The organism is Acinetobacter sp. ANC_7511 (genome assembly GCF_056779975.1).
Genome location: NZ_JBWYIY010000012.1, coordinates 1 through 17,331, shown reverse-complemented (window position 1 = coordinate 17,331; position 17,331 = coordinate 1). Strand labels below are relative to the sequence as shown.

General features: G+C 39.0%; 22 protein-coding genes. 9 read left to right on the top strand and 13 right to left on the bottom strand.

Features of this window, described 5'->3' with window-relative positions; translation table 11 throughout:
* The first annotated feature begins 2 nt into the window (after positions 1 to 2).
* Positions 3 to 923, top strand: a complete 921-nt coding sequence (locus AC1M9L_RS09395; protein ID WP_481591966.1) for a response regulator — start codon at positions 3 to 5, stop codon at positions 921 to 923.
* A 108-nt stretch (positions 924 to 1,031) separates the two neighbouring features.
* A complete protein-coding gene (locus AC1M9L_RS09390; RefSeq protein ID WP_481591965.1) occupies positions 1,032 to 1,433 on the top strand; it encodes a nuclear transport factor 2 family protein in 402 nt (133 codons plus the stop codon).
* A 68-nt stretch (positions 1,434 to 1,501) separates the two neighbouring features.
* Here AC1M9L_RS09390 and AC1M9L_RS09385 read toward each other — a convergent pair whose 3' ends face one another.
* Together AC1M9L_RS09385 and alc are read right to left on the bottom strand one after the other, a co-directional pair.
* Entirely contained in the window at positions 1,502 to 1,999 is a 498-nt protein-coding gene (locus AC1M9L_RS09385) for an ureidoglycolate lyase (protein WP_481591964.1), read from the bottom strand.
* A gap of 92 nt (positions 2,000 to 2,091) precedes the next feature.
* On the bottom strand, positions 2,092 to 3,099 hold the full coding sequence (alc, locus tag AC1M9L_RS09380; protein ID WP_481591963.1) for an allantoicase: 1,008 nt from the start codon (positions 3,097 to 3,099) through the stop codon (positions 2,092 to 2,094).
* Positions 3,100 to 3,311: 212 nt separating this feature from the next.
* Here alc and hpxO point away from each other — a divergent pair, with 212 nt between their 5' ends.
* Positions 3,312 to 4,469, top strand: a complete 1,158-nt coding sequence (hpxO, locus tag AC1M9L_RS09375; RefSeq protein WP_481591962.1) for an FAD-dependent urate hydroxylase HpxO — start codon at positions 3,312 to 3,314, stop codon at positions 4,467 to 4,469.
* 32 nt (positions 4,470 to 4,501) lie between these two features.
* Here hpxO and AC1M9L_RS09370 read toward each other — a convergent pair whose 3' ends face one another.
* The 6 genes from AC1M9L_RS09370 to puuE form a co-directional block, all read right to left on the bottom strand.
* Positions 4,502 to 5,008: a GNAT family N-acetyltransferase gene (locus tag AC1M9L_RS09370; protein ID WP_092766530.1), complete on the bottom strand. Its 507-nt coding sequence runs from the start codon at positions 5,006 to 5,008 to the stop codon at positions 4,502 to 4,504.
* 95 nt (positions 5,009 to 5,103) lie between these two features.
* Positions 5,104 to 5,853, bottom strand: a complete 750-nt coding sequence (locus tag AC1M9L_RS09365; RefSeq protein ID WP_035264928.1) for an outer membrane protein OmpK — start codon at positions 5,851 to 5,853, stop codon at positions 5,104 to 5,106.
* 122 nt (positions 5,854 to 5,975) lie between these two features.
* Positions 5,976 to 7,334, bottom strand: coding sequence for a nucleobase:cation symporter-2 family protein (locus AC1M9L_RS09360; protein WP_481591961.1), 1,359 nt, complete (start codon positions 7,332 to 7,334; stop codon positions 5,976 to 5,978).
* Between the two features lie 34 nt (positions 7,335 to 7,368).
* Positions 7,369 to 7,695, bottom strand: a complete 327-nt coding sequence (gene uraH / locus AC1M9L_RS09355) for a hydroxyisourate hydrolase (protein WP_035264724.1) — start codon at positions 7,693 to 7,695, stop codon at positions 7,369 to 7,371.
* A complete protein-coding gene (uraD, locus tag AC1M9L_RS09350) occupies positions 7,692 to 8,195 on the bottom strand; it encodes a 2-oxo-4-hydroxy-4-carboxy-5-ureidoimidazoline decarboxylase (RefSeq protein ID WP_481591960.1) in 504 nt (167 codons plus the stop codon). Before uraD ends, uraH begins: the two co-directional genes overlap by 4 nt.
* 132 nt (positions 8,196 to 8,327) lie before the next feature.
* Positions 8,328 to 9,290 carry an allantoinase PuuE gene (puuE, locus tag AC1M9L_RS09345; protein ID WP_481588788.1) on the bottom strand — a complete coding sequence of 321 codons (963 nt, stop codon included), beginning with the start codon at positions 9,288 to 9,290 and terminating at the stop codon, positions 8,328 to 8,330.
* A gap of 241 nt (positions 9,291 to 9,531) precedes the next feature.
* Here puuE and AC1M9L_RS09340 point away from each other — a divergent pair, with 241 nt between their 5' ends.
* The 3 genes from AC1M9L_RS09340 to AC1M9L_RS09330 all read left to right on the top strand — a co-directional run bounded on the left by AC1M9L_RS09340 (position 9,532) and on the right by AC1M9L_RS09330 (position 11,340).
* The gene (locus AC1M9L_RS09340; RefSeq protein ID WP_035264715.1) at positions 9,532 to 9,891 is read left to right on the top strand and encodes an HPF/RaiA family ribosome-associated protein; all 360 of its coding nucleotides are present in this window, start codon (positions 9,532 to 9,534) and stop codon (positions 9,889 to 9,891) included.
* Positions 9,892 to 10,017: 126 nt separating this feature from the next.
* Positions 10,018 to 10,560, top strand: coding sequence for an ankyrin repeat domain-containing protein (locus tag AC1M9L_RS09335; protein WP_035264700.1), 543 nt, complete (start codon positions 10,018 to 10,020; stop codon positions 10,558 to 10,560).
* A 12-nt stretch (positions 10,561 to 10,572) separates the two neighbouring features.
* Positions 10,573 to 11,340: a transporter gene (locus tag AC1M9L_RS09330; protein ID WP_035264697.1), complete on the top strand. Its 768-nt coding sequence runs from the start codon at positions 10,573 to 10,575 to the stop codon at positions 11,338 to 11,340.
* A gap of 61 nt (positions 11,341 to 11,401) precedes the next feature.
* Here the strand turns inward: AC1M9L_RS09330 and AC1M9L_RS09325 are convergent, their stop codons facing one another.
* Positions 11,402 to 12,316 (bottom strand): alpha/beta hydrolase, encoded by a 915-nt coding sequence (locus AC1M9L_RS09325; RefSeq protein WP_481591959.1) that lies wholly within the window; start codon positions 12,314 to 12,316, stop codon positions 11,402 to 11,404.
* 143 nt (positions 12,317 to 12,459) lie between these two features.
* On the opposite strand from AC1M9L_RS09325, the gene AC1M9L_RS09320 reads away from it, so the two are divergent.
* Entirely contained in the window at positions 12,460 to 12,897 is a 438-nt protein-coding gene (locus AC1M9L_RS09320) for a DUF2147 domain-containing protein (RefSeq protein WP_035264927.1), read from the top strand.
* 48 nt (positions 12,898 to 12,945) lie between these two features.
* Here the strand turns inward: AC1M9L_RS09320 and AC1M9L_RS09315 are convergent, their stop codons facing one another.
* Together AC1M9L_RS09315 and AC1M9L_RS09310 are read right to left on the bottom strand one after the other, a co-directional pair.
* Entirely contained in the window at positions 12,946 to 13,296 is a 351-nt protein-coding gene (locus tag AC1M9L_RS09315) for a Spx/MgsR family RNA polymerase-binding regulatory protein (RefSeq protein ID WP_035264692.1), read from the bottom strand.
* Between the two features lie 431 nt (positions 13,297 to 13,727).
* Positions 13,728 to 14,546, bottom strand: coding sequence for an exodeoxyribonuclease III (locus AC1M9L_RS09310; protein ID WP_092766525.1), 819 nt, complete (start codon positions 14,544 to 14,546; stop codon positions 13,728 to 13,730).
* A gap of 38 nt (positions 14,547 to 14,584) precedes the next feature.
* Here AC1M9L_RS09310 and pyrE point away from each other — a divergent pair, with 38 nt between their 5' ends.
* Both pyrE and AC1M9L_RS09300 read left to right on the top strand, forming a co-directional pair.
* The gene (pyrE, locus tag AC1M9L_RS09305) at positions 14,585 to 15,235 is read left to right on the top strand and encodes an orotate phosphoribosyltransferase (RefSeq protein ID WP_481591958.1); all 651 of its coding nucleotides are present in this window, start codon (positions 14,585 to 14,587) and stop codon (positions 15,233 to 15,235) included.
* A 232-nt stretch (positions 15,236 to 15,467) separates the two neighbouring features.
* Positions 15,468 to 16,049 (top strand): hypothetical protein, encoded by a 582-nt coding sequence (locus tag AC1M9L_RS09300; RefSeq protein WP_180095400.1) that lies wholly within the window; start codon positions 15,468 to 15,470, stop codon positions 16,047 to 16,049.
* A gap of 175 nt (positions 16,050 to 16,224) precedes the next feature.
* Here the strand turns inward: AC1M9L_RS09300 and arsH are convergent, their stop codons facing one another.
* Positions 16,225 to 16,929: an arsenical resistance protein ArsH gene (gene arsH / locus AC1M9L_RS09295; RefSeq protein ID WP_481592017.1), complete on the bottom strand. Its 705-nt coding sequence runs from the start codon at positions 16,927 to 16,929 to the stop codon at positions 16,225 to 16,227.
* Between the two features lie 5 nt (positions 16,930 to 16,934).
* On the bottom strand, positions 16,935 to 17,331 hold a 397-nt coding region (locus tag AC1M9L_RS09290), incomplete at its 5' end, for an arsenic resistance protein (protein ID WP_481591957.1).

Below are 17,331 nucleotides of genomic sequence, written 5' to 3'. Positions count from 1 at the left end.
CTATGTTAGAAAGCATTTTAATTGTGGATGATATTCCTGAAAATCTAAGTTTATTACATGAGAGTCTTGATCAAGCAGGCTATCAGGTCTTAGTTGCTACCAATGGTTTTACTGCTATTGAAATTGCGCACCGTTCACAGCCAGATATGATTTTATTGGATGGGAGTATGCCTGAGATTGATGGTTTTGAAACCTGTATCCAGCTTAAAGCGAGTCCAATGACTGAGCACATCCCTGTCATATTTATGACGGGTTTGACGGAAACCGAACATATTGTAAAAGGCTTTCAAGTCGGCGGCGTAGATTATGTGACAAAGCCACTGAATATCGATGAAGTACAAGCACGTGTCAAAACGCATTTACTGCAAGCCCGTTTAATGCACCAACAGAAACAAATGCTCGATGCAACAGGCAGTGCAATTTTGTCGATGGATATGGATGGGGAAATTATTTGGCAGACACCTGTAGTGCAAGGTTTATTAACGCAACATGGAATTGATATTACTCATTTTAGAAAGAGTATAAATCATTGGTTAAAAGCACTTTTCCAGCAATCGAATCAAGAAGAAATGCTACATGGTCAATATGGTCATGGGCATCAGCAATTACAATTAAATTTATTAACCAAGTTGAAAGAAGGACAATTACCTAAACATGTTTTGGTTCAGCTCAAAGAGCAAACACACATGCCAAGTGTTGAAGAGATCGCTCAAGCTTGTCCGAATTTAACACCACGTGAAGCTGAAGTTATGCATTGGGTAACACTTGGCAAAACCAACCGAGATATTGCAGAAATTTTGGAGTTGAGTCCACGCACCGTCAATAAACATTTAGAGCACGTTTTTGAGAAGCTGTTTGTGGAAACGAGAACTGCTGCGGTGTTACATGTGATGTCAGCTTGTCAAAATCAAGCAGTCGTATAGAACTCATCGTTTCTAGCAAAATCTTTAAATCGCTATACCAGCTGATAGTGATCTTTCACTCTCCCTTCATTAACCTCTTTTTATCCTAAGATAAAAAGAGTAAATAAAATGAGTATGATCAATTCACTTCAAATCATAGACCAAATGTTTGAGGCATTTAGGTCTCAAGATTTACAGGCTGCTGTTGCAACAGTAACTGAGGATACGGTATGGACTCACCATGGCTCACAAAAACTGCCTTCAATTCGATTTGAAGGAAAAACGGGTGTAGAACAGTTCTTCAATACCAATTTCACAACCATGCATGTCGCATACTTTGATATTTTACGTATGGTCAAAGAAGGTAACAAAGTGGTGGTTTTTGGACGTGAAAAATTTACGATTGATGGTCAAGATGGTGAATTTGAGCAAAAATGGGTACAAGAGTACACCATTGAAAATGGACTGATTTCAAGAATGGAAGAATATGCGACATCGGTGAATGACAATGATTACCTAGTTGTAAAATAATAGTCAAAGATGGACATAAAATTAGATGGTCTCATGATCTGCATAATTGAGATGCATAAGCACCAGATTCAATATGATATTTCAATTTGATCAAACTTAAACACATCACAATTAGATCCACTGCCAATCCGATCCACCACCGCAAAATCACTCGGGCTTTCCAATGTTAAAAGTGGATGATGCCAAGTCCCTGCCCGATAGTTTACACCTTGAGAGCCATTGGTTATAAAAGCTTGTAGGTTTGAAATATCGGGCTGATCCGCATTTAAGTTTGGTGCAACCACTACTAAAAACTTTTGTCCCTGCATCGGGATGAAAGCTTGTGATCCATGAGGATGACGTTCAAGCATCGAAATTTTGAACGGAATATTGGTACTTTGAATATTTCGAAAAATACTAATCCCGGCTTTGGCATCGCCAATAATTTCAGTGGTCACTAAAGCATGATAGCGCTCTGTATGCGCATCGTTAATATGAAAATAATCATTTCCTTGGCAAGCAATGACGTCACCAAAAGGTGCAAAATTTTCGGAGGTTAAAGGTTGTAGGGTAATGGTATGCATCATAAAATTCGCTAAAAAGATACTGCATTTTCAATTTAGAATTGTGTCGAAAATGCAGTCAAAATAAGATCACTTTAAAAGTAACAAATGCTCAACTAAGGATTTACTTTACCCCAGAGGCGTATACGGCTAATCCCTCCATCAGGAATCATATTCACCCGAATATGAGAAATTTTTTCGTGTCCCAATACTTCATTTACAAAGTTATGAATGTGATCCATTTGCATTGGTTGAGCATCTAATAAGAAAGGCCAAAACATACTTTGTGGAATCAATTGAGGATCCGTTGCATCTTCTATATAAATGGCTTGAATGGACACTTCAGCAGGATAATTTCCTTTAAAGTGGGCTGTATCAATCTCGATCTTTTCAATGTGACCAGCTTGCCCTAAAGCTAAAATACACCAGTCGAAACCGGGTGCACGACGGCGTGCGGTTTCCCAACCATCACCCATATTAATCCCACGTCCTGGATTGATCAGATTACGTGGATGTCCGAAGTGTGCATCACTATAGGCAATAACACGTCCACCATTTTCAAGTGCAAGCAGGTCGAGGGTTTGGCTTTGATCTTGGATTTTAACGCTGACTTCACCATATACGCGGAATCGTGCGATACCCCCATCTGGAAAAATATTTAAACGAAGATGGGTAAAGATCTGATTCATTGAAACTTCAAAGACATGGTGCTGACTTGGTCCCAATATACTATTTGGTAAAATTTGGTGCCATTCAGCATCATCTAAGTTTTCATTTGGTGCATAACACCCTTCTACTGAAGCAGAAGCGGGATAATTACCACTAAAAAAAGTGGTATCAATATCGAGTGCTTTAATTTTACCTGCAACACCTAACTGAACAATCGCCCAATCATAACCACTGTGACGTTTACGACGGGTTTCCCATCCATCCATCCACTTGCCATGATCATCAAATTTACCTTCTACAAAGATAGGCGCATCAAACTGAAGCATACGTTGAGCTTCAGCAAAAAAATCATCAGAACATGTTGTGACTTTTGCACCAATTCGGGCATCTGCAAGGTTAGTAAGTTGCTGTAAAGGAGTAGGGATTTCAAATTCCGGTGCCAATAGTGTTGCCATGTCATCTTCCATTATTGCTTTAAAACTTGATTCTTATCAAAAGAATGCATTCTTAGAATCGTAATGCGTTGTTATGTCGCATCTGCTTAAGGGCTTTAAAAAGAATGCACAGCATGTGCCAACCTTGCACTTATGTAGCGCTATATTGGTGGAAATGGCACGTTTTTCGCTTTAAGCAGTGGGTTAAAGCAAAAAAAATTGTGGAAGTAAAAATGAATATCACCATTATTGGTGCCGGAATGGCAGGATTAACGACCGGAATTGCGCTGAAGAAATTTGGTCATCAAGTTTCAATATATGAACAAACTGAAAAAATTTTACCCGTGGGTGCTGCGATTTCATTGTGGTCAAATGGTGTGAAATGTTTGAACTATCTAGGACTCACGGATCAAGTCGCTCAACTTGGTGGGAAAATGGATCACCTTGCTTATGTCGATGGGCTCACGGGTGATGTCATGACGCAATTTAATTTATATCCGTTGATTGAAGAAGTTGGGCAGCGACCTTATCCAGTTTCTCGCGCTGAATTACAAAATATGTTGATGGATGAGTTTGGGCGTGAAGATATTCATCTTGCAAAAAAATTGATCGGACTTGAGGATCAAGGTGATGACGTCAAAATCCATTTTGCTGACGGAACAGAAATCACCACGGATTTATTGGTCGGCGCGGATGGCACTCATTCGATCACGCGTGCCTATGTTTTAGGTGAGCAAGTTGAGCGTCGTTATGCCGGTTATGTGAATTGGAATGGGTTGGTCGAAATTTCTGAGTCGCTGGCACCTGCTGATCAGTGGACCACCTTTGTGGGAGAAGGGAAGCGAGCTTCTTTAATGCCAGTCGCAGGTAATCGTTTTTATTTCTTCTTTGATGTACCACTTGAATTAGGTTTGGAAAATGATCGTACTCAATATAAAAAATTATTGAAACAATATTTTGACGGTTGGTGTCCGCCAGTACAAACTTTGATTGATTCTATTGATGAACAGCGAACCAATCGTGTTGAAATCCATGATATAGAACCATTTGCAGATTTCTATAAAGGGCGAGTTGTGATTGTTGGCGATGCAGCACATAGTACAACACCTGATATTGGGCAGGGCGGTTGCCAAGCGATGGAAGATGCCATTTATTTGGCTCGGGCATTACAGATTAATACACTGGGAATTCAGGATGCTTTAAGACGTTATCAAAACAAACGTAATGAACGCACTGCTGAAATGGTATTGAGAGCGCGTAAACGTTGTGATGTGACGCATATGAAAGACGAATCGATTACTCGTGAATGGTATGAGGACTTAAGAAAAGAACAAGGACCTCATATTATGAAAGGTATTATCAGTAATATTGTTGGAAATCCTTTGGATTAAAAAATTTTAACTAAAAGGGCTAAATGCCCTTTTTAAGTATTTAGATTCAGTTGGAATAAGACGAGATTGCGCCAAGATCCAAATTTTTGTCCGACTTCAGGTAAATAGCCTGTTTGTTTAAATCCAAAGTATTCATGTAATTTGATGGATGCAAAATTTTCATGATCTATAGCAGCGATCATGACATGAATTTTATGTTGGCTTGCGTATTGAATTAAATGTTGGAGTAAAGCTTTGCCTAAACCCAAACGTGTAAAATTGGGATGAATATACACAGAGTGTTCGACAGTTTGTCTAAAACCACTGATCGCTCTAAATGTACTGTATTCAGCATAACCTGCAATTTGTTGGGTGAGTTCGTTTTCAACCACAAAAATAGGGAAATGATCTATTAGATGCTGACGATACCAATTCTGATAATAATAAATGTCTTGATCTTGCTCATTCCATGTTGCAAAACCATTCAGAATTTCATCGTTGTAAATATCTTGGATTTGAGTTAAATCCTGTTCAGTTGCGAAACGAATTTTAAAAGACATTTTTTATTCTAATCGTCAGTATTTATAACTTTATTTTGATTATTGAGCATAAAAAAAGCAAGACACTAGTCTTGCTTTTTTATTATAAATATCAATTAGAAATGATATTTAACCAATGCGCTTACATCGTTTTGGTCTTGACCTTTTTGACCGAATTTATTGTTCCAAACAGAGTGTTCAACACCTACATACAATTTGGTTTTTGGAGAGATATGTTTACCAACATTCCATTTATATTGGCTTGTCCAGTTCAATTCACTCGCATGACCAGGACCTTCATTTGTAGACCAATCAAGGAATGCATCTGCCAAGAATTCTTCATTGCCTAGCTTGAATGGAACAGCGTAAGTGATCGTCATTTGGTAGTCATCTTCAGTCAAGTCATTGTCAACTCGATAGAAGTTAATATTTGCATATTGCGTGTAAGGAATATCTAAAGCAAAGCCTACGCCATACAAGAAGTTATTGAACTCAGTATTGTTGTTATAACCAGCGTTGTGTTCCCAAGTCGTTGCAATCAATACATCTTTGATTGGACCAGCGCTTAGTTTTTGGCCAGAAACTTCACTTAAACTTAATCGTGGAGCTAATTCAAGGTAAGTTGAATCGCCATCTTTTCCGCCCCATTGTTGATCGACGAAAAAGAAAACATCCGAGTACTTAAGCTTTGCAGCATATTCAGCAGTGATGGTATAGCGTTCACCTTCTTGTTGAGAGAAAGGGTTTAGGTAGTTATCGCCATAAAGACCAGTTAGGCTGAAATCTTGCCAAACAATTGGACTTGCTTGAGTAAACGCTGCTGTAGAAGCTAATGCGCAAAGTGCTGCGATTTGATTAAGTTTCATAAAAGAATCCCCAGAGAAAGCGGTAACAGAATAACGATTCTTTTGCAAAAATAAAGCCAAAATTGGATGAAAGGAAAAATTAATGCCCACGTATGCAGGCATTGATACAAAGATGGTTTAAATTAATGATGAGAATCAATTATTTGTTTACTTTTAATACTAATTTTCGGTCCAAATAATTTTAAGTGATTAAATAATATATTGAGGATTATCGCCATTAAGCAGGTTGAGCTAATACCCGAATGGAACAAGGTTTGGACCCATTTTGGGAAGTCGGAATAGAATGAATGGTCAATAATGGGTACCATTCCTGCAGCAATTGAAGTCGCGACAATAATTAAGTTTTTCTGATCGTTATAATCAATTTTTGCCAGTGTACGGATACCACTCGCGGCTACTGTACCAAATAAAACAAGGCCAGCCCCCCCAAGTACAGGCACAGGAATCGCTGCAATAAAACGCCCCATCACTGGGAGTAATCCAAGTACGACCAGAATTATCCCGCCAGCAGCGACAACATAGCGACTTTTAATCCCTGTTATTGCAACTAAACCAACGTTTTGCGCAAACGCACTTTGCATAAATGAACCAAAGATCGGTGCTGCTGCACTTGATAACATATCTGCGCGTAGACCATCTGAAATACGTTTTGAATCTACATCCGTACCGATAATTTCACCGACTGCAATAATATCAGCTGTAGTCTCAGTCATAATCACGAGGGTAACAATGATCATGGAAAGTATTGCTGTAAACTCAAAGGTCGGCATACCAAATGCAAAGAAGCTAGGAACCTGTAACCAATGACCTTCCCCAACTTTGCTAAAATCACCAAAGCCAAACATAAATGCTAAGACAGTGCCAAGAATAATTGCCAGTAAAATTGAAAGGCGTCGAATTGTGGCACTGCCAGCCATATTCAATATTATGACGATTGCAAGCGTCGCTAACGCTAAACAAATATTTTCAGCACTTCCCCAATCAGGTGCACTTTTATTGCCGCCCATCATCCAACGCACAGCAACTGGCAGGAGTGATAAGCCTATGATTGTAATTACACAGCCTGTAACAACTGGGGGAAAAAATCGAATAATTTTAGAGAAGTAGGGCGCTAAGAAAAACCCTAAAAGTGATGCCACAATGACGGCACCATAGACTGCCTGTAATCCGCCACCTGTGGTGACAATTGCGACCATTGTGGCTACACCAGCAAAAGAGACACCCTGAACCAAGGGCAATTGTGCACCAATATGTTTAACGCCTATGGTTTGTAAAATTGTCGCTAAGCCACCGACAAATAAAGCAGCAGCGATGAGTAGCCCAATTTCCATACCTGATAAGCCTGCAGCCGTACCAACGATCAGAGGAGGCGCTATAATACCACCATACATGGTTAAAACATGTTGTAAGCCATAAGCAGCACTTTTACCAGTACCAAGATATTCATGTTCGGGTGATTGTTGTTGTTCGTGTGCAGTCATAATAAATCCCTCTATATTTTAAATTTGCGAGTGCTCAGCTGCCACGATAGGTGGAGTAGGCATAAGGGCTAATCAGCAAGGGAATGTGGTAATGTTGGTGAGCGTCGTTTACTGAAAAATGAATGACGGCTTTTGGAAAAAAAGTTGGGATGTTCTGCGCTGAGAAATATGCTTGCGTCATAAATTCGATGCTGTATTCAGCGACATCAATTTGATCGAGTCCAAAATCTGCTGCTGTCACACGTCCATCAGAATTGGTTTTGGCTATCGCTAATAACTCTCCAGACGCAGAAAAAAGCTTAACTTCAACATTACTTGCAGGACGTCCAAGGTGGGTATCTAAAATATGTGAGCTGATCATGCTTGAATTTCCTGTGAGAGGCGCAATAAAGCAATTTCTAAAAGTTGGCGATGGACGATTCTTTTTTCGGTCTCAAAATCGTTTAGTAAGCGGTATTCCAATGCAGTCAGAATCTCTTCACTATTCAAACCAGAAGCTTTAATCAGAAAAATAAAACCGAATTTTTTTTCATAGGCCAAGTTGCCTTTATATAACGCATCTAGAACTTCTTGATCATGTGTGATGCGTGCTTGTTCACGCCTTGAAAAAGTTTGTTCTTGTTCTGATAATTCAAGTTTTGCTTTTCTTTCGCCAATCCTTGGGTGTGTATTTAGGGCTGCTAAAATTTCATCCCATGTCCATGTAATGGCATGTTGTTCAGCATACTTTAATAGTCCTTCTCGTGTGTCAAAAGGACCGTGATGAATGATTTCCTCGCCCCATCGTGGGATATGAACACATTGCAATAAAAATGCTTTCTGATGTTCAACAGATGTTTGATTAAATTCTGAAAGCAACACAATTCAAACCTATACATTGAAACTTTAGGCTTAAATTGCAATAACAATGCCAACGTAGATTTGGTGGAAAAAGTGACTGAAAAAGATCAAAAGAGCACTTTATAAAGCACTCTTTTTCTCATGAATGTGAAATTATGGTGCGAAATGATCGATCCAATGTTGCGCAATATCTCCACGACGACAAATCCAAACATGTTCATGAGATTGAACATAGTCTAAGAACTGTTGTAGTGCCTTGAAGCGTCCTGGGCGTCCTAAAAGACGGCAGTGCATCCCAATAGACATCATTTTTGGTGCAGTTTCCCCTTCGGCATACAAGACATCAAAGGCATCCTTTAGATATTGATAAAATTGTTCACCATGATTGAAGCCACCTGCTGAACTAAACTTCATGTCGTTGGTGTCCAGAGTATAAGGAATAATTAAATGCGGATGCTGCTCGCCATTGGGATGGGTGAGCTGTGTCCAAAAAGGTAAATCATCGCCGTAATAATCACAGTCGTATTTGATTTGAGGAAATTCAGTTAAAAGTTGACGTGTGTTAGGACTATCTCGACCTGTGTACCAACCGATTGGGGCTTGTCCGAATAGCGTTTCAAGTACACTAATGGCTTGATCCATATGCTGCCTTTCGGTCTCAATATCCATATTCTGATAATGCAACCAACGTTGACCATGAGATACCACATCGTAATCCGCAGATTTAATTGCTTCGACCACATCTGGATGACGTGCCAAAGCCATTCCCACACCAAAAATAGTCATGGGTAATTGACGTTTCTTGAACTCATTATGAATACGCCAAAAACCGACTCTTGACCCATACTCATACATAGAATCCATTGACATATGCTTAGCATTAAAACTGGCAGCACCAACGATTTCAGATAAAAATTGCTCTGAACCTTGATCACCGTGCTCAATGTGGTTTTCACCACCTTCTTCATAATTTAAGACAAATTGCACTGCGATACGCGCTTGATTAGGCCAATGAGGATGAGGTGGATTCGCCCCATAACCTCTCAAGTCTCTGGAATAAGGTGCATTTTGAATCGAATCAATAAGCGCCTGTCCGCGTAAGTAAGTACTTGTCACAATGAGTAATCCTTTTATTAATTTTTTAAAATACCACTTGCATATTTTTGAGTTAGGCCCGATATTCAAAGTATAAGGACACGGTTCTGCAGACTCAAAAAGTGTTCATCATTCAATGTGGAGGGACGTATTCCAAACAGCAATTGAAGATGTTCGATGCAATTAGATTGCAAGCTACAAACGTGCCAAGATAAAAAGTTTTGCACAAAAATGATTCAGAAGAAGAGTGAGGATGATATTTATGAACATAGAAATCCGTACAGATAAGAATATTCAAAACAGTGAGCGATTAATTGATTATGTACGTGCAGAACTAAATACAGAGTTTCAACGCCATAGTGAAAGAATTACCCATTTTTCGGTTCATTTAAGTGATGAAAATGCCCATAAAGGCGGTGCAGACGATATTCAATGTATGATCGAAGCTCGCCCAGCTGGACTAAAACCAGTTGTGGTCAATCACAGAGGTCATAATATCGACACAGCGATTCATGGTGCGATTGACCGATTAAAGCGTAGTCTTGAACATGTATTCGAGAAAAAAGAGAACCCTCGTGGAGCGCCCATCCAACTGAAAGAAGATGAAGTGGATGTGGAATAGCAAAAAGCCCTTCGGGGCTTTTTTTTTTGAATAAAATTTTGAATGAACAGTTTTGATTTATTTAATTGAATAATGATCTGCATTATTAGGCATAATGTCGTTATAGATAAATAGTAGAGAAAGTAAATGCTAACAGCACATCAACAAGTGTTTTTACAGGCCTTAGAAGAATTAGACCTAGCACAGGTACAGCGCCTGTTAGCAGAAGGTTTAGATCCAAACTTTATCGCAGGAGAGAAAGGCCCTGCGGTTTCTGTGTGGTCAGACACTTTATTTCAATGGTGGGAAGAAATTTGTGAAGCGTATGAGCAAGGAAATGCGCTTTCAACAGAAGAAAAACAACAGAAATTACAAGTACATCTTGATATTCTAGATGCACTGATTGCAGCGAAAGCTAATTTCCATTTATGGGATGCAGAGGAATGTTACGGCCCACTTTGGGATGCTGCGAGTGCTGCATGTGTGCCTGCAGTTCAACGCTTACTTGATCATCAAGTTGATCCTAATACCAAAGATGAAGAGGGGAATACCATTCTGAGTTCAATTAGTGATTTATTTTTCGACTGCGATTTTGATACCATTGATTGGTCACAGGCTTTACCGGAAGAACGTGAGACACTCGAGTTATTACGTAGCCGTGGCGCAAAAATGACGAAAGAATTAAATTAATTTGGGTGCCCCATGACAAAATTAAAACAACTGAGCTTGATACTTTGCTCAACCGCGAGTGTAAGTGCGATGGCTGCAGATTTTGCCTTCGATCGACCTGGTACGAGTTTCAGCACAGGCATTACGCCCGTAGGTCAATTGGCATGGGAGCAGGGACTTCCAACTGCACAGTATGTTGAAAGTACTGAAAATGGTTTTAAAAATAAATCATTGCGACTCAATGCTGATGTCCTGTTGCGTACGGGATTGAGTAAGAATACTGAGCTTCAATTGGGTTGGGATGGCCCAGCGTGGGAGCGGACCCGAATCCAAAATCGAACTGATGACCATGATGGTTTAGGTGATGTTTCTGTTGGGATTAAGCATCACGTTGACTTACAAGATGATCAACTGAAAATGGCAATTTTGGCACAAGCTAAAATCGCAACAGGAAATGATCGTTTTACTTATGTTGATGATATTTATACTTTGGGCTCATCTGTTGAGTATCAATATAACGATACTGTAACGACAGGAATAGGAATGTTCTATTCGGCTCAAAATAGTGACTGGTCGGTGACTGCTGTACCTACTATTGGGTATAAAATCGTGGGTAATTTATCGGGCTATTCTGAAGCAGTATTTACCAAGAAAGAAAGCCAAGAGCGAGAGTATGGACTGGCATCTGGTTTAATCTATGCCTTGAATGATCGTGCGCAGTTAGATGCAAGCATCGGTGTAGACCTAAGTGGATCCGATCGAAGTTATCATGGTGGATTTGGTGTCTCATACTTATTCTAAATGAATAAAAAAGGAGTAGCTTACGCTACTCTTTTTTATGTTTACTTCAGTTTTGATTCAATCAGTCTTTATCCAAACGATGGGCAAACTCTGTGATATCGGTCAAAGCTTGCTTTGCTTCATCAAACCAAGCGCTAAACATTTGGAAGTTATGCCACATACCGGTGTATAACTTAAACTCAACATCCACTCCAGCTGCTTTAGCCTTTTCTTCAAATCGCGTAGAGTCGTCTAACAAAATTTCTTTTGAACCCACCTGAACCAATGTCGGTGGCAATCCTTTGAGATCTCCAAAAATTGGGGAAATTTCGGGAATTGAGACATCTACACCTTTAGGAACATAATGATTTATGCCTGCTTCTAAAGCTTCAATTGACAATAAAGCATCATGCTTTTGATTGTAGCGTAGAGATTCACTGGTCAAAGTTAAGTCAAGAAAGGGTGACATTAAAATCAAGCCACTTGGAAGAAGTTTTGGATTTTCTTCTTTTAAACGTAAAGCCAGTGCAAGTGCTAAATTGGCACCACAAGAATCGCCAGATAAAATAATATCTTTTGGTTGAGCACCTTGCTCTACCAATAATTGGTACACATCATAGATTGCTTCTCCGAGATCGGGGAAACGTTGTTCAGGTGAAAGAGGGTAATCGATATGTAGCACTTGCATTTGAGTCCGAAGTGCCATTTCAGTCATCAATGCGCGATGTGTATTTAACGATCCTAAAAAGAATGCGCCACCATGAATGTGAAAAATGAGCTGAGTCGTTTCAGGTTGAGGCAAAATTTCTTCGGCACGAATACCTGCGATTCTTAGTTTTCGAATACTGACATCTTTGGACTGTGGAAAAACACGCGTCATCTGCTCTAAGGCAACACGAAGTACGGTGGGGGGAAGATTAAAGCGACTCGGAAAGCGAAGACTCGTTTTTAAAAAAGACTCTGTTATGTATTGTTTCAAAACCGGATTGATCTTCATTGTTTTTCCATATTAATGAAATTATGTTTATTATCAGCACACAGCATTACAATGGTACACTAAATAGTCACATTCAAAAATTGCTTAAATGTTATCAATTTTTAATAATATTAAAGTCAATTCAGCAAGGGAAACAAAAAACAATGAAAAAAATTGCACTAGCGTTAGGATTACTCGCTTCAGCAGTATTTGCAAATGCTGCAGATCCACTCAATGGTACCGTGTGGAATACGATTGATGAGAAAACTAAAAAAGCTAAAGCTTTTGTAAAATTCACTGAACAGCCAAACGGAACATTGAATGCAACGATTCAGAGTGTTGTCACACCGGGTCAAGAAAATTCATGTACGAACTGTGAAGGTCCCTATCACAAGAAATCTTTAAAAGGTTTAACCATTGTGAAGGGTCTTAAAAATGTAGGTGGAACGAATTACGATGGTGGTTCAATCTTAGACCCACAATCTGGAAAAACTTACAAATTGAAGGGTTCATTGAAAGACGGTGGTCAAAAGCTCGAACTTCGTGGTTTCATCGGCGTATCAGCGCTTGGTCGTAACCAAACTTGGGTACGCGTGAACTAATTTAAGATTCATAAAAAAGCCGAGTAGTTGCTCGGCTTTTTTTATTTCTTATTTCTTTAATGCTTTTATCGCATTCTCATCAAAACCTACTACATAGCCTGATTCAGTAGTGATCACTGGTCTTTTAATAAGGCTCGTATGTGTAGTCAGTGCTTCAATCAAACCCTGTTCAGATGCAAGGGCAATTTGTTGATCTTCCTCAGACAATTTACGCCAAGTCGTTCCCTTTTTATTGAGGACAAGTTCAGCACCAAGATCCTTTAGCCATTTTTGTACTGTTTCAGCATCAATACCTTGTTTCTTATAATCGTGGAACTCATAACTAAGCCCCAACTCATTGAGTAAATCGAATGCTTTTTTCATCGAGTTGCAATTTTTAATGCCGTAAACTTTAATCATCTCTAACAGTCTTATTCATTGTGATCAGTCTAGAGCTTAGCAAAATTTACGCAAAAACATAAATGTGATCAGAATATTTTAAATAGGTTTGAAATCTACAGTGTGGCTTCATGGTGGTTATCAATAAAATGGTGGAAAATTTCTTATCTTAAAATTTGTATTGATCTTTTAAATAGAGAAAACCCGCATTAAATCATCCTGATCATGCGGGTCTCAATTCAACGTCCAATGTCTTCATCCTTGGAAAATAAACCGAAATTTATTTTCTTTTCATCCTACGGCTTCCAATCCCTATTGTCATCCTGACATGTCCCTGTGCCGTGCGACAATAATGCACTGAATTAGTCGGAATAAAAATACGTTAACACGACAAGATTTGTGAGCAATTAGCGTGCATTTAGTAAACAGTTGTTCACTCAGTTTGCACGGCACTAAATTTTATAATCGATAATGACAGGGGCATGATCACTAAACCACGTTTCTTTATATACCCATGCATTCACAGTACGATCTTTCCAATCTGGTGAGCAAGCTTGATAGTCAATCCGCCAACCCACGTTCTTGGCACGGGCTTGTCCTCGGTTTGACCACCATGAATAAAGTTCTGCTTCTTTACGCACTTCACGGAAGGTATCGACATAGCCTAAATCATCATAAATATGATCGAGCCATGCACGTTCATGTGGTAAACAACCTGAAGCTTTTTGATTGCCTGACCAGTTCTTAATATCAATGCGTTTATGTACGATATTGTAGTCACCGCAAACAATCACAGATTTACCTTCATCACGCCATTGTTTCAAGATCTGCTTGTATTCATTTAGAAAGTGATCTTTACGGGCTTGTGCTTCTTCACCAGAAGAACCTGATGGTAAATAGAGTGAGCAAATATGAGCTGTTTTCTCTAAGCCTAGATCAAATTCTGCTGAGATAAAACGACCTTGTGAATCAGCCAATTCAAAACCCAGACCATCGGTAACTGAGATAAACGGCAAACGACTATAGATTGCGGTACCAGCATAGCCAGGACGCTCAGCTGGGAATAGGTGTGTATACCAACCTTCTGGCTTAAATTTATCTGTCCATTGTTCGTGTGTAATACGGGATTCTTGCATGCAAATGACATCGGCATCTGAAGTTGCCATCCAGTCAAAAATTCCTTTTTTTTCTGCAGAACGAAGACCATTTACGTTGATTGATACGACACGTAAAATTTTTTGATCACTAGGATAGCTACTCTTTGGTATCATGCTCGAGTTTAACCTCAATTTAATAAATGGAGCACCTCATGACAGCGCAAGCGGCATTTAATCCACAAGCTTTTATCGAACTGGCATTATCACGTGGTGTGCTTAAATTTGGTGAGTTTACTTTAAAATCAGGTCGTGTGAGTCCTTATTTTTTCAACGCCGGTTTGTTAAATGACGGTGAAGCCTTAACTGGCTTGGCTTCTGGCTATGCAGCAAAGTTAACTGAATGTGATCACGTTGAAGTGATATTTGGCCCTGCATATAAAGGGATTCCATTTGTCGCTGCAACGGCTGTAGCATTGTCACAAAACCACGGTGTAAGTGTACCTTGGGGCTTCAACCGTAAAGAAGCTAAAGATCACGGTGAGGGTGGTGTGCTTGTGGGTGCTTCGGTAGAAGGTAAAAAGGTGTGGATCATTGATGATGTGATCACTGCGGGTACAGCCATTCGTGAAGTTGTGACCATTTTAAAAAATGCAGGCGCGCAAATAGCGGGTGTATTGGTTGCGCTTGACCGTCAAGAAAAAGGTCAGGGTGAATTGTCTGCGATTCAAGAAGTTCAAAAAGAGCTTGAAATTCCTGTGCATGCGCTTATCACAATGAAAGATTTAATGGATTACTTAGATGCTAAAGGCGATAAAGATGCTTTAGCGAAAATGGAAGCATACCGTGTGAAGTACGGAATTTAAGACTTATAAAGTTCTACTTAATATTAATGTGAAACATTGCTTAATAAATAAGCGTGGAACTTGAAGAATCTATAAAAAAGCCCAGATTTATAGGTCTGGGTTTTTATATCGATATAAGTTATTGATTTGTATTTAATAAAAAATCATTTCGCATAAGGTGTATTATGTTAATTTTAGTTTTTCTTTACTTTAAAATGAATGTCTAAATACACTAGAGAATGGTTCTAGGAATATGAAAACTGAACCTTGGATTGAGGATAATGATCCATTAAAGCCCTATTATGGAAAATTGAGTAATAAGGAATATACCGATATTTCTAATATATTTACTTTATGGATTAATCATAAGAATTATATTGATCCTTCAATAATTTCTAAAAATAAAAAATTAAATTTATTAGATTTTTCAAATAGATATAAAGAAAAATGTAATCAAGCCTTATATGAACTGCTATGTGAAAGCCTAAAGCAAACAGATGGATATCTCTATTGGCTACCTATGAACAATGTAAAGAGTGAAAATATCTTTGCCGCATATTCTCCAGCAATGATTGCTAAGACCCCAATAGAAGCCAAGTATTTAGATTATGCTTCTCGCTCTTTTCTGCAAATGCAAAATGGTGGATATGCCATTGTTGAAAGCAACCTAAATTTTATAGCCCTGGTTATTGATGGCTACTATATGCAGGTAGCATTACATTCAAACTTTATGAATGAGAAATTTCAAGAATATCTCGATAGTTGGAACGAGATCGAAAAAAACCTTGATGAAATTACAGCACAGTGCCTTTCACACGCTCATTCTATACAGTAGAAATTAAAGAGGAATGAAGTATGTAAGCACCCTATTTAATATAATAGCTGTTATACAAAATGAAAAAGCCTAGATACTGGTTTAGGCTTTAAAATTTAAAAAATAAATAAAAATCAGCATCATATACTCTGTTTTAAAACTTCGTATAACGTGTATTATGTTAATTTTAAGAAATCTAAATACTCTTTTGATTCACACGCTTTGAAAGCTCTTCTGCACTTTCTACACGTTCAGAGTAACGGTCAGTGAGATATGAGGACTGTCCCCTGGTTAAAAGCGTAAATTTATAAAGTTCTTCCATCACATCGACAATCCTTATGTAATAAGAAGAAGGCTTCATACGACCATCCTCTTCAAACTCTAGAAATGCTTTAGGGACTGAGGACTGATTTGGTATCGTGATCATACGCATCCAACGCCCTATAATACGTAATTGATTTACAGCATTAAAGGATTGCGAACCTCCACAAACTTGCATTACAGCTAAGGTTTTACCTTGCGTTGCACGGATTGCACCCGCTGCTAATGGAATCCAATCAATTTGAGCTTTCAATATCGAACTCATTGAGCCATGACGCTCAGGAGAGCACCACACCATGCCTTCTGACCATGCTAAGAGTTCATGGAGTTCCTTAACCTTTGGATGTTGCATATCACCATCTTCAGGGAGGGGTAGCCCTTTTGGATGGAAGATTTTCACTTCCGCACCAAAATATTCAAGGATTCGACCAGCTTCCTGAACAGCTAAACGGCTATATGATCTATCACGATTTGAGCCATACAAAAGCAGTATTCTTGGTGGATGTTTAAGGTTCTTTGCCTGAACTTTTTCTAAAGTCGGTTTTTCTAAAAGACTAGGATCAATATTTGGTAGGTTCATTCGACTCATGCCTCTTTAAACACTTTTTTTCTAAGCCATAGCGACACTGTCACTAAAGCAATCAATACAGGAACTTCAACAAGCGGACCAATCACGGTTGTGAAAGCTACAGGTGAAGCTAATCCAAAAGTGCCAATCGCTACAGCCAGTGCTAATTCAAAATTGTTGCCTGCCGCAGTAAAGGAAATAGCAGTCGTTTTAGGGTAATCATTGCCCATCCACTTACTCATAAAGAAGCTGATGAAGAACATCGCAACAAAGTAAATTGTCAAAGGAATAGCGATTCTAAGCACGTCTAGAGGAAGGCTAATCACTTCACCACCTTTAAGACTGAACATGGCTACAATCGTGAATAAAAGGGCAATAAGGCTGATTGGGCTAATCTTTGGGATAAATTTATCC

What these genes read in the sequence shown, in the direction of transcription:
- AC1M9L_RS09325 (WP_481591959.1), bottom strand. Translation starts at nt 12,316, where the DNA reads ATGAAGATCAATCCGGTTTTGAAACAATACATAACAGAGTCTTTTTTA.
- AC1M9L_RS09385 (WP_481591964.1), bottom strand. Translation starts at nt 1,999, where the DNA reads ATGATGCATACCATTACCCTACAACCTTTAACCTCCGAAAATTTTGCA.
- AC1M9L_RS09365 (WP_035264928.1), bottom strand. Translation starts at nt 5,853, where the DNA reads ATGAAACTTAATCAAATCGCAGCACTTTGCGCATTAGCTTCTACAGCA.
- AC1M9L_RS09320 (WP_035264927.1), top strand. Translation starts at nt 12,460, where the DNA reads ATGAAAAAAATTGCACTAGCGTTAGGATTACTCGCTTCAGCAGTATTT.
- AC1M9L_RS09340 (WP_035264715.1), top strand. Translation starts at nt 9,532, where the DNA reads ATGAACATAGAAATCCGTACAGATAAGAATATTCAAAACAGTGAGCGA.
- uraH (WP_035264724.1), bottom strand. Translation starts at nt 7,695, where the DNA reads ATGATCAGCTCACATATTTTAGATACCCACCTTGGACGTCCTGCAAGT.
- AC1M9L_RS09300 (WP_180095400.1), top strand. Translation starts at nt 15,468, where the DNA reads ATGAAAACTGAACCTTGGATTGAGGATAATGATCCATTAAAGCCCTAT.
- AC1M9L_RS09330 (WP_035264697.1), top strand. Translation starts at nt 10,573, where the DNA reads ATGACAAAATTAAAACAACTGAGCTTGATACTTTGCTCAACCGCGAGT.
- AC1M9L_RS09360 (WP_481591961.1), bottom strand. Translation starts at nt 7,334, where the DNA reads ATGACTGCACACGAACAACAACAATCACCCGAACATGAATATCTTGGT.
- arsH (WP_481592017.1), bottom strand. Translation starts at nt 16,929, where the DNA reads ATGAACCTACCAAATATTGATCCTAGTCTTTTAGAAAAACCGACTTTA.
- AC1M9L_RS09395 (WP_481591966.1), top strand. Translation starts at nt 3, where the DNA reads ATGTTAGAAAGCATTTTAATTGTGGATGATATTCCTGAAAATCTAAGT.
- AC1M9L_RS09390 (WP_481591965.1), top strand. Translation starts at nt 1,032, where the DNA reads ATGAGTATGATCAATTCACTTCAAATCATAGACCAAATGTTTGAGGCA.
- pyrE (WP_481591958.1), top strand. Translation starts at nt 14,585, where the DNA reads ATGACAGCGCAAGCGGCATTTAATCCACAAGCTTTTATCGAACTGGCA.
- AC1M9L_RS09310 (WP_092766525.1), bottom strand. Translation starts at nt 14,546, where the DNA reads ATGATACCAAAGAGTAGCTATCCTAGTGATCAAAAAATTTTACGTGTC.
- AC1M9L_RS09370 (WP_092766530.1), bottom strand. Translation starts at nt 5,008, where the DNA reads ATGTCTTTTAAAATTCGTTTCGCAACTGAACAGGATTTAACTCAAATC.
- alc (WP_481591963.1), bottom strand. Translation starts at nt 3,099, where the DNA reads ATGGCAACACTATTGGCACCGGAATTTGAAATCCCTACTCCTTTACAG.
- hpxO (WP_481591962.1), top strand. Translation starts at nt 3,312, where the DNA reads ATGAATATCACCATTATTGGTGCCGGAATGGCAGGATTAACGACCGGA.
- AC1M9L_RS09315 (WP_035264692.1), bottom strand. Translation starts at nt 13,296, where the DNA reads ATGATTAAAGTTTACGGCATTAAAAATTGCAACTCGATGAAAAAAGCA.
- AC1M9L_RS09335 (WP_035264700.1), top strand. Translation starts at nt 10,018, where the DNA reads ATGCTAACAGCACATCAACAAGTGTTTTTACAGGCCTTAGAAGAATTA.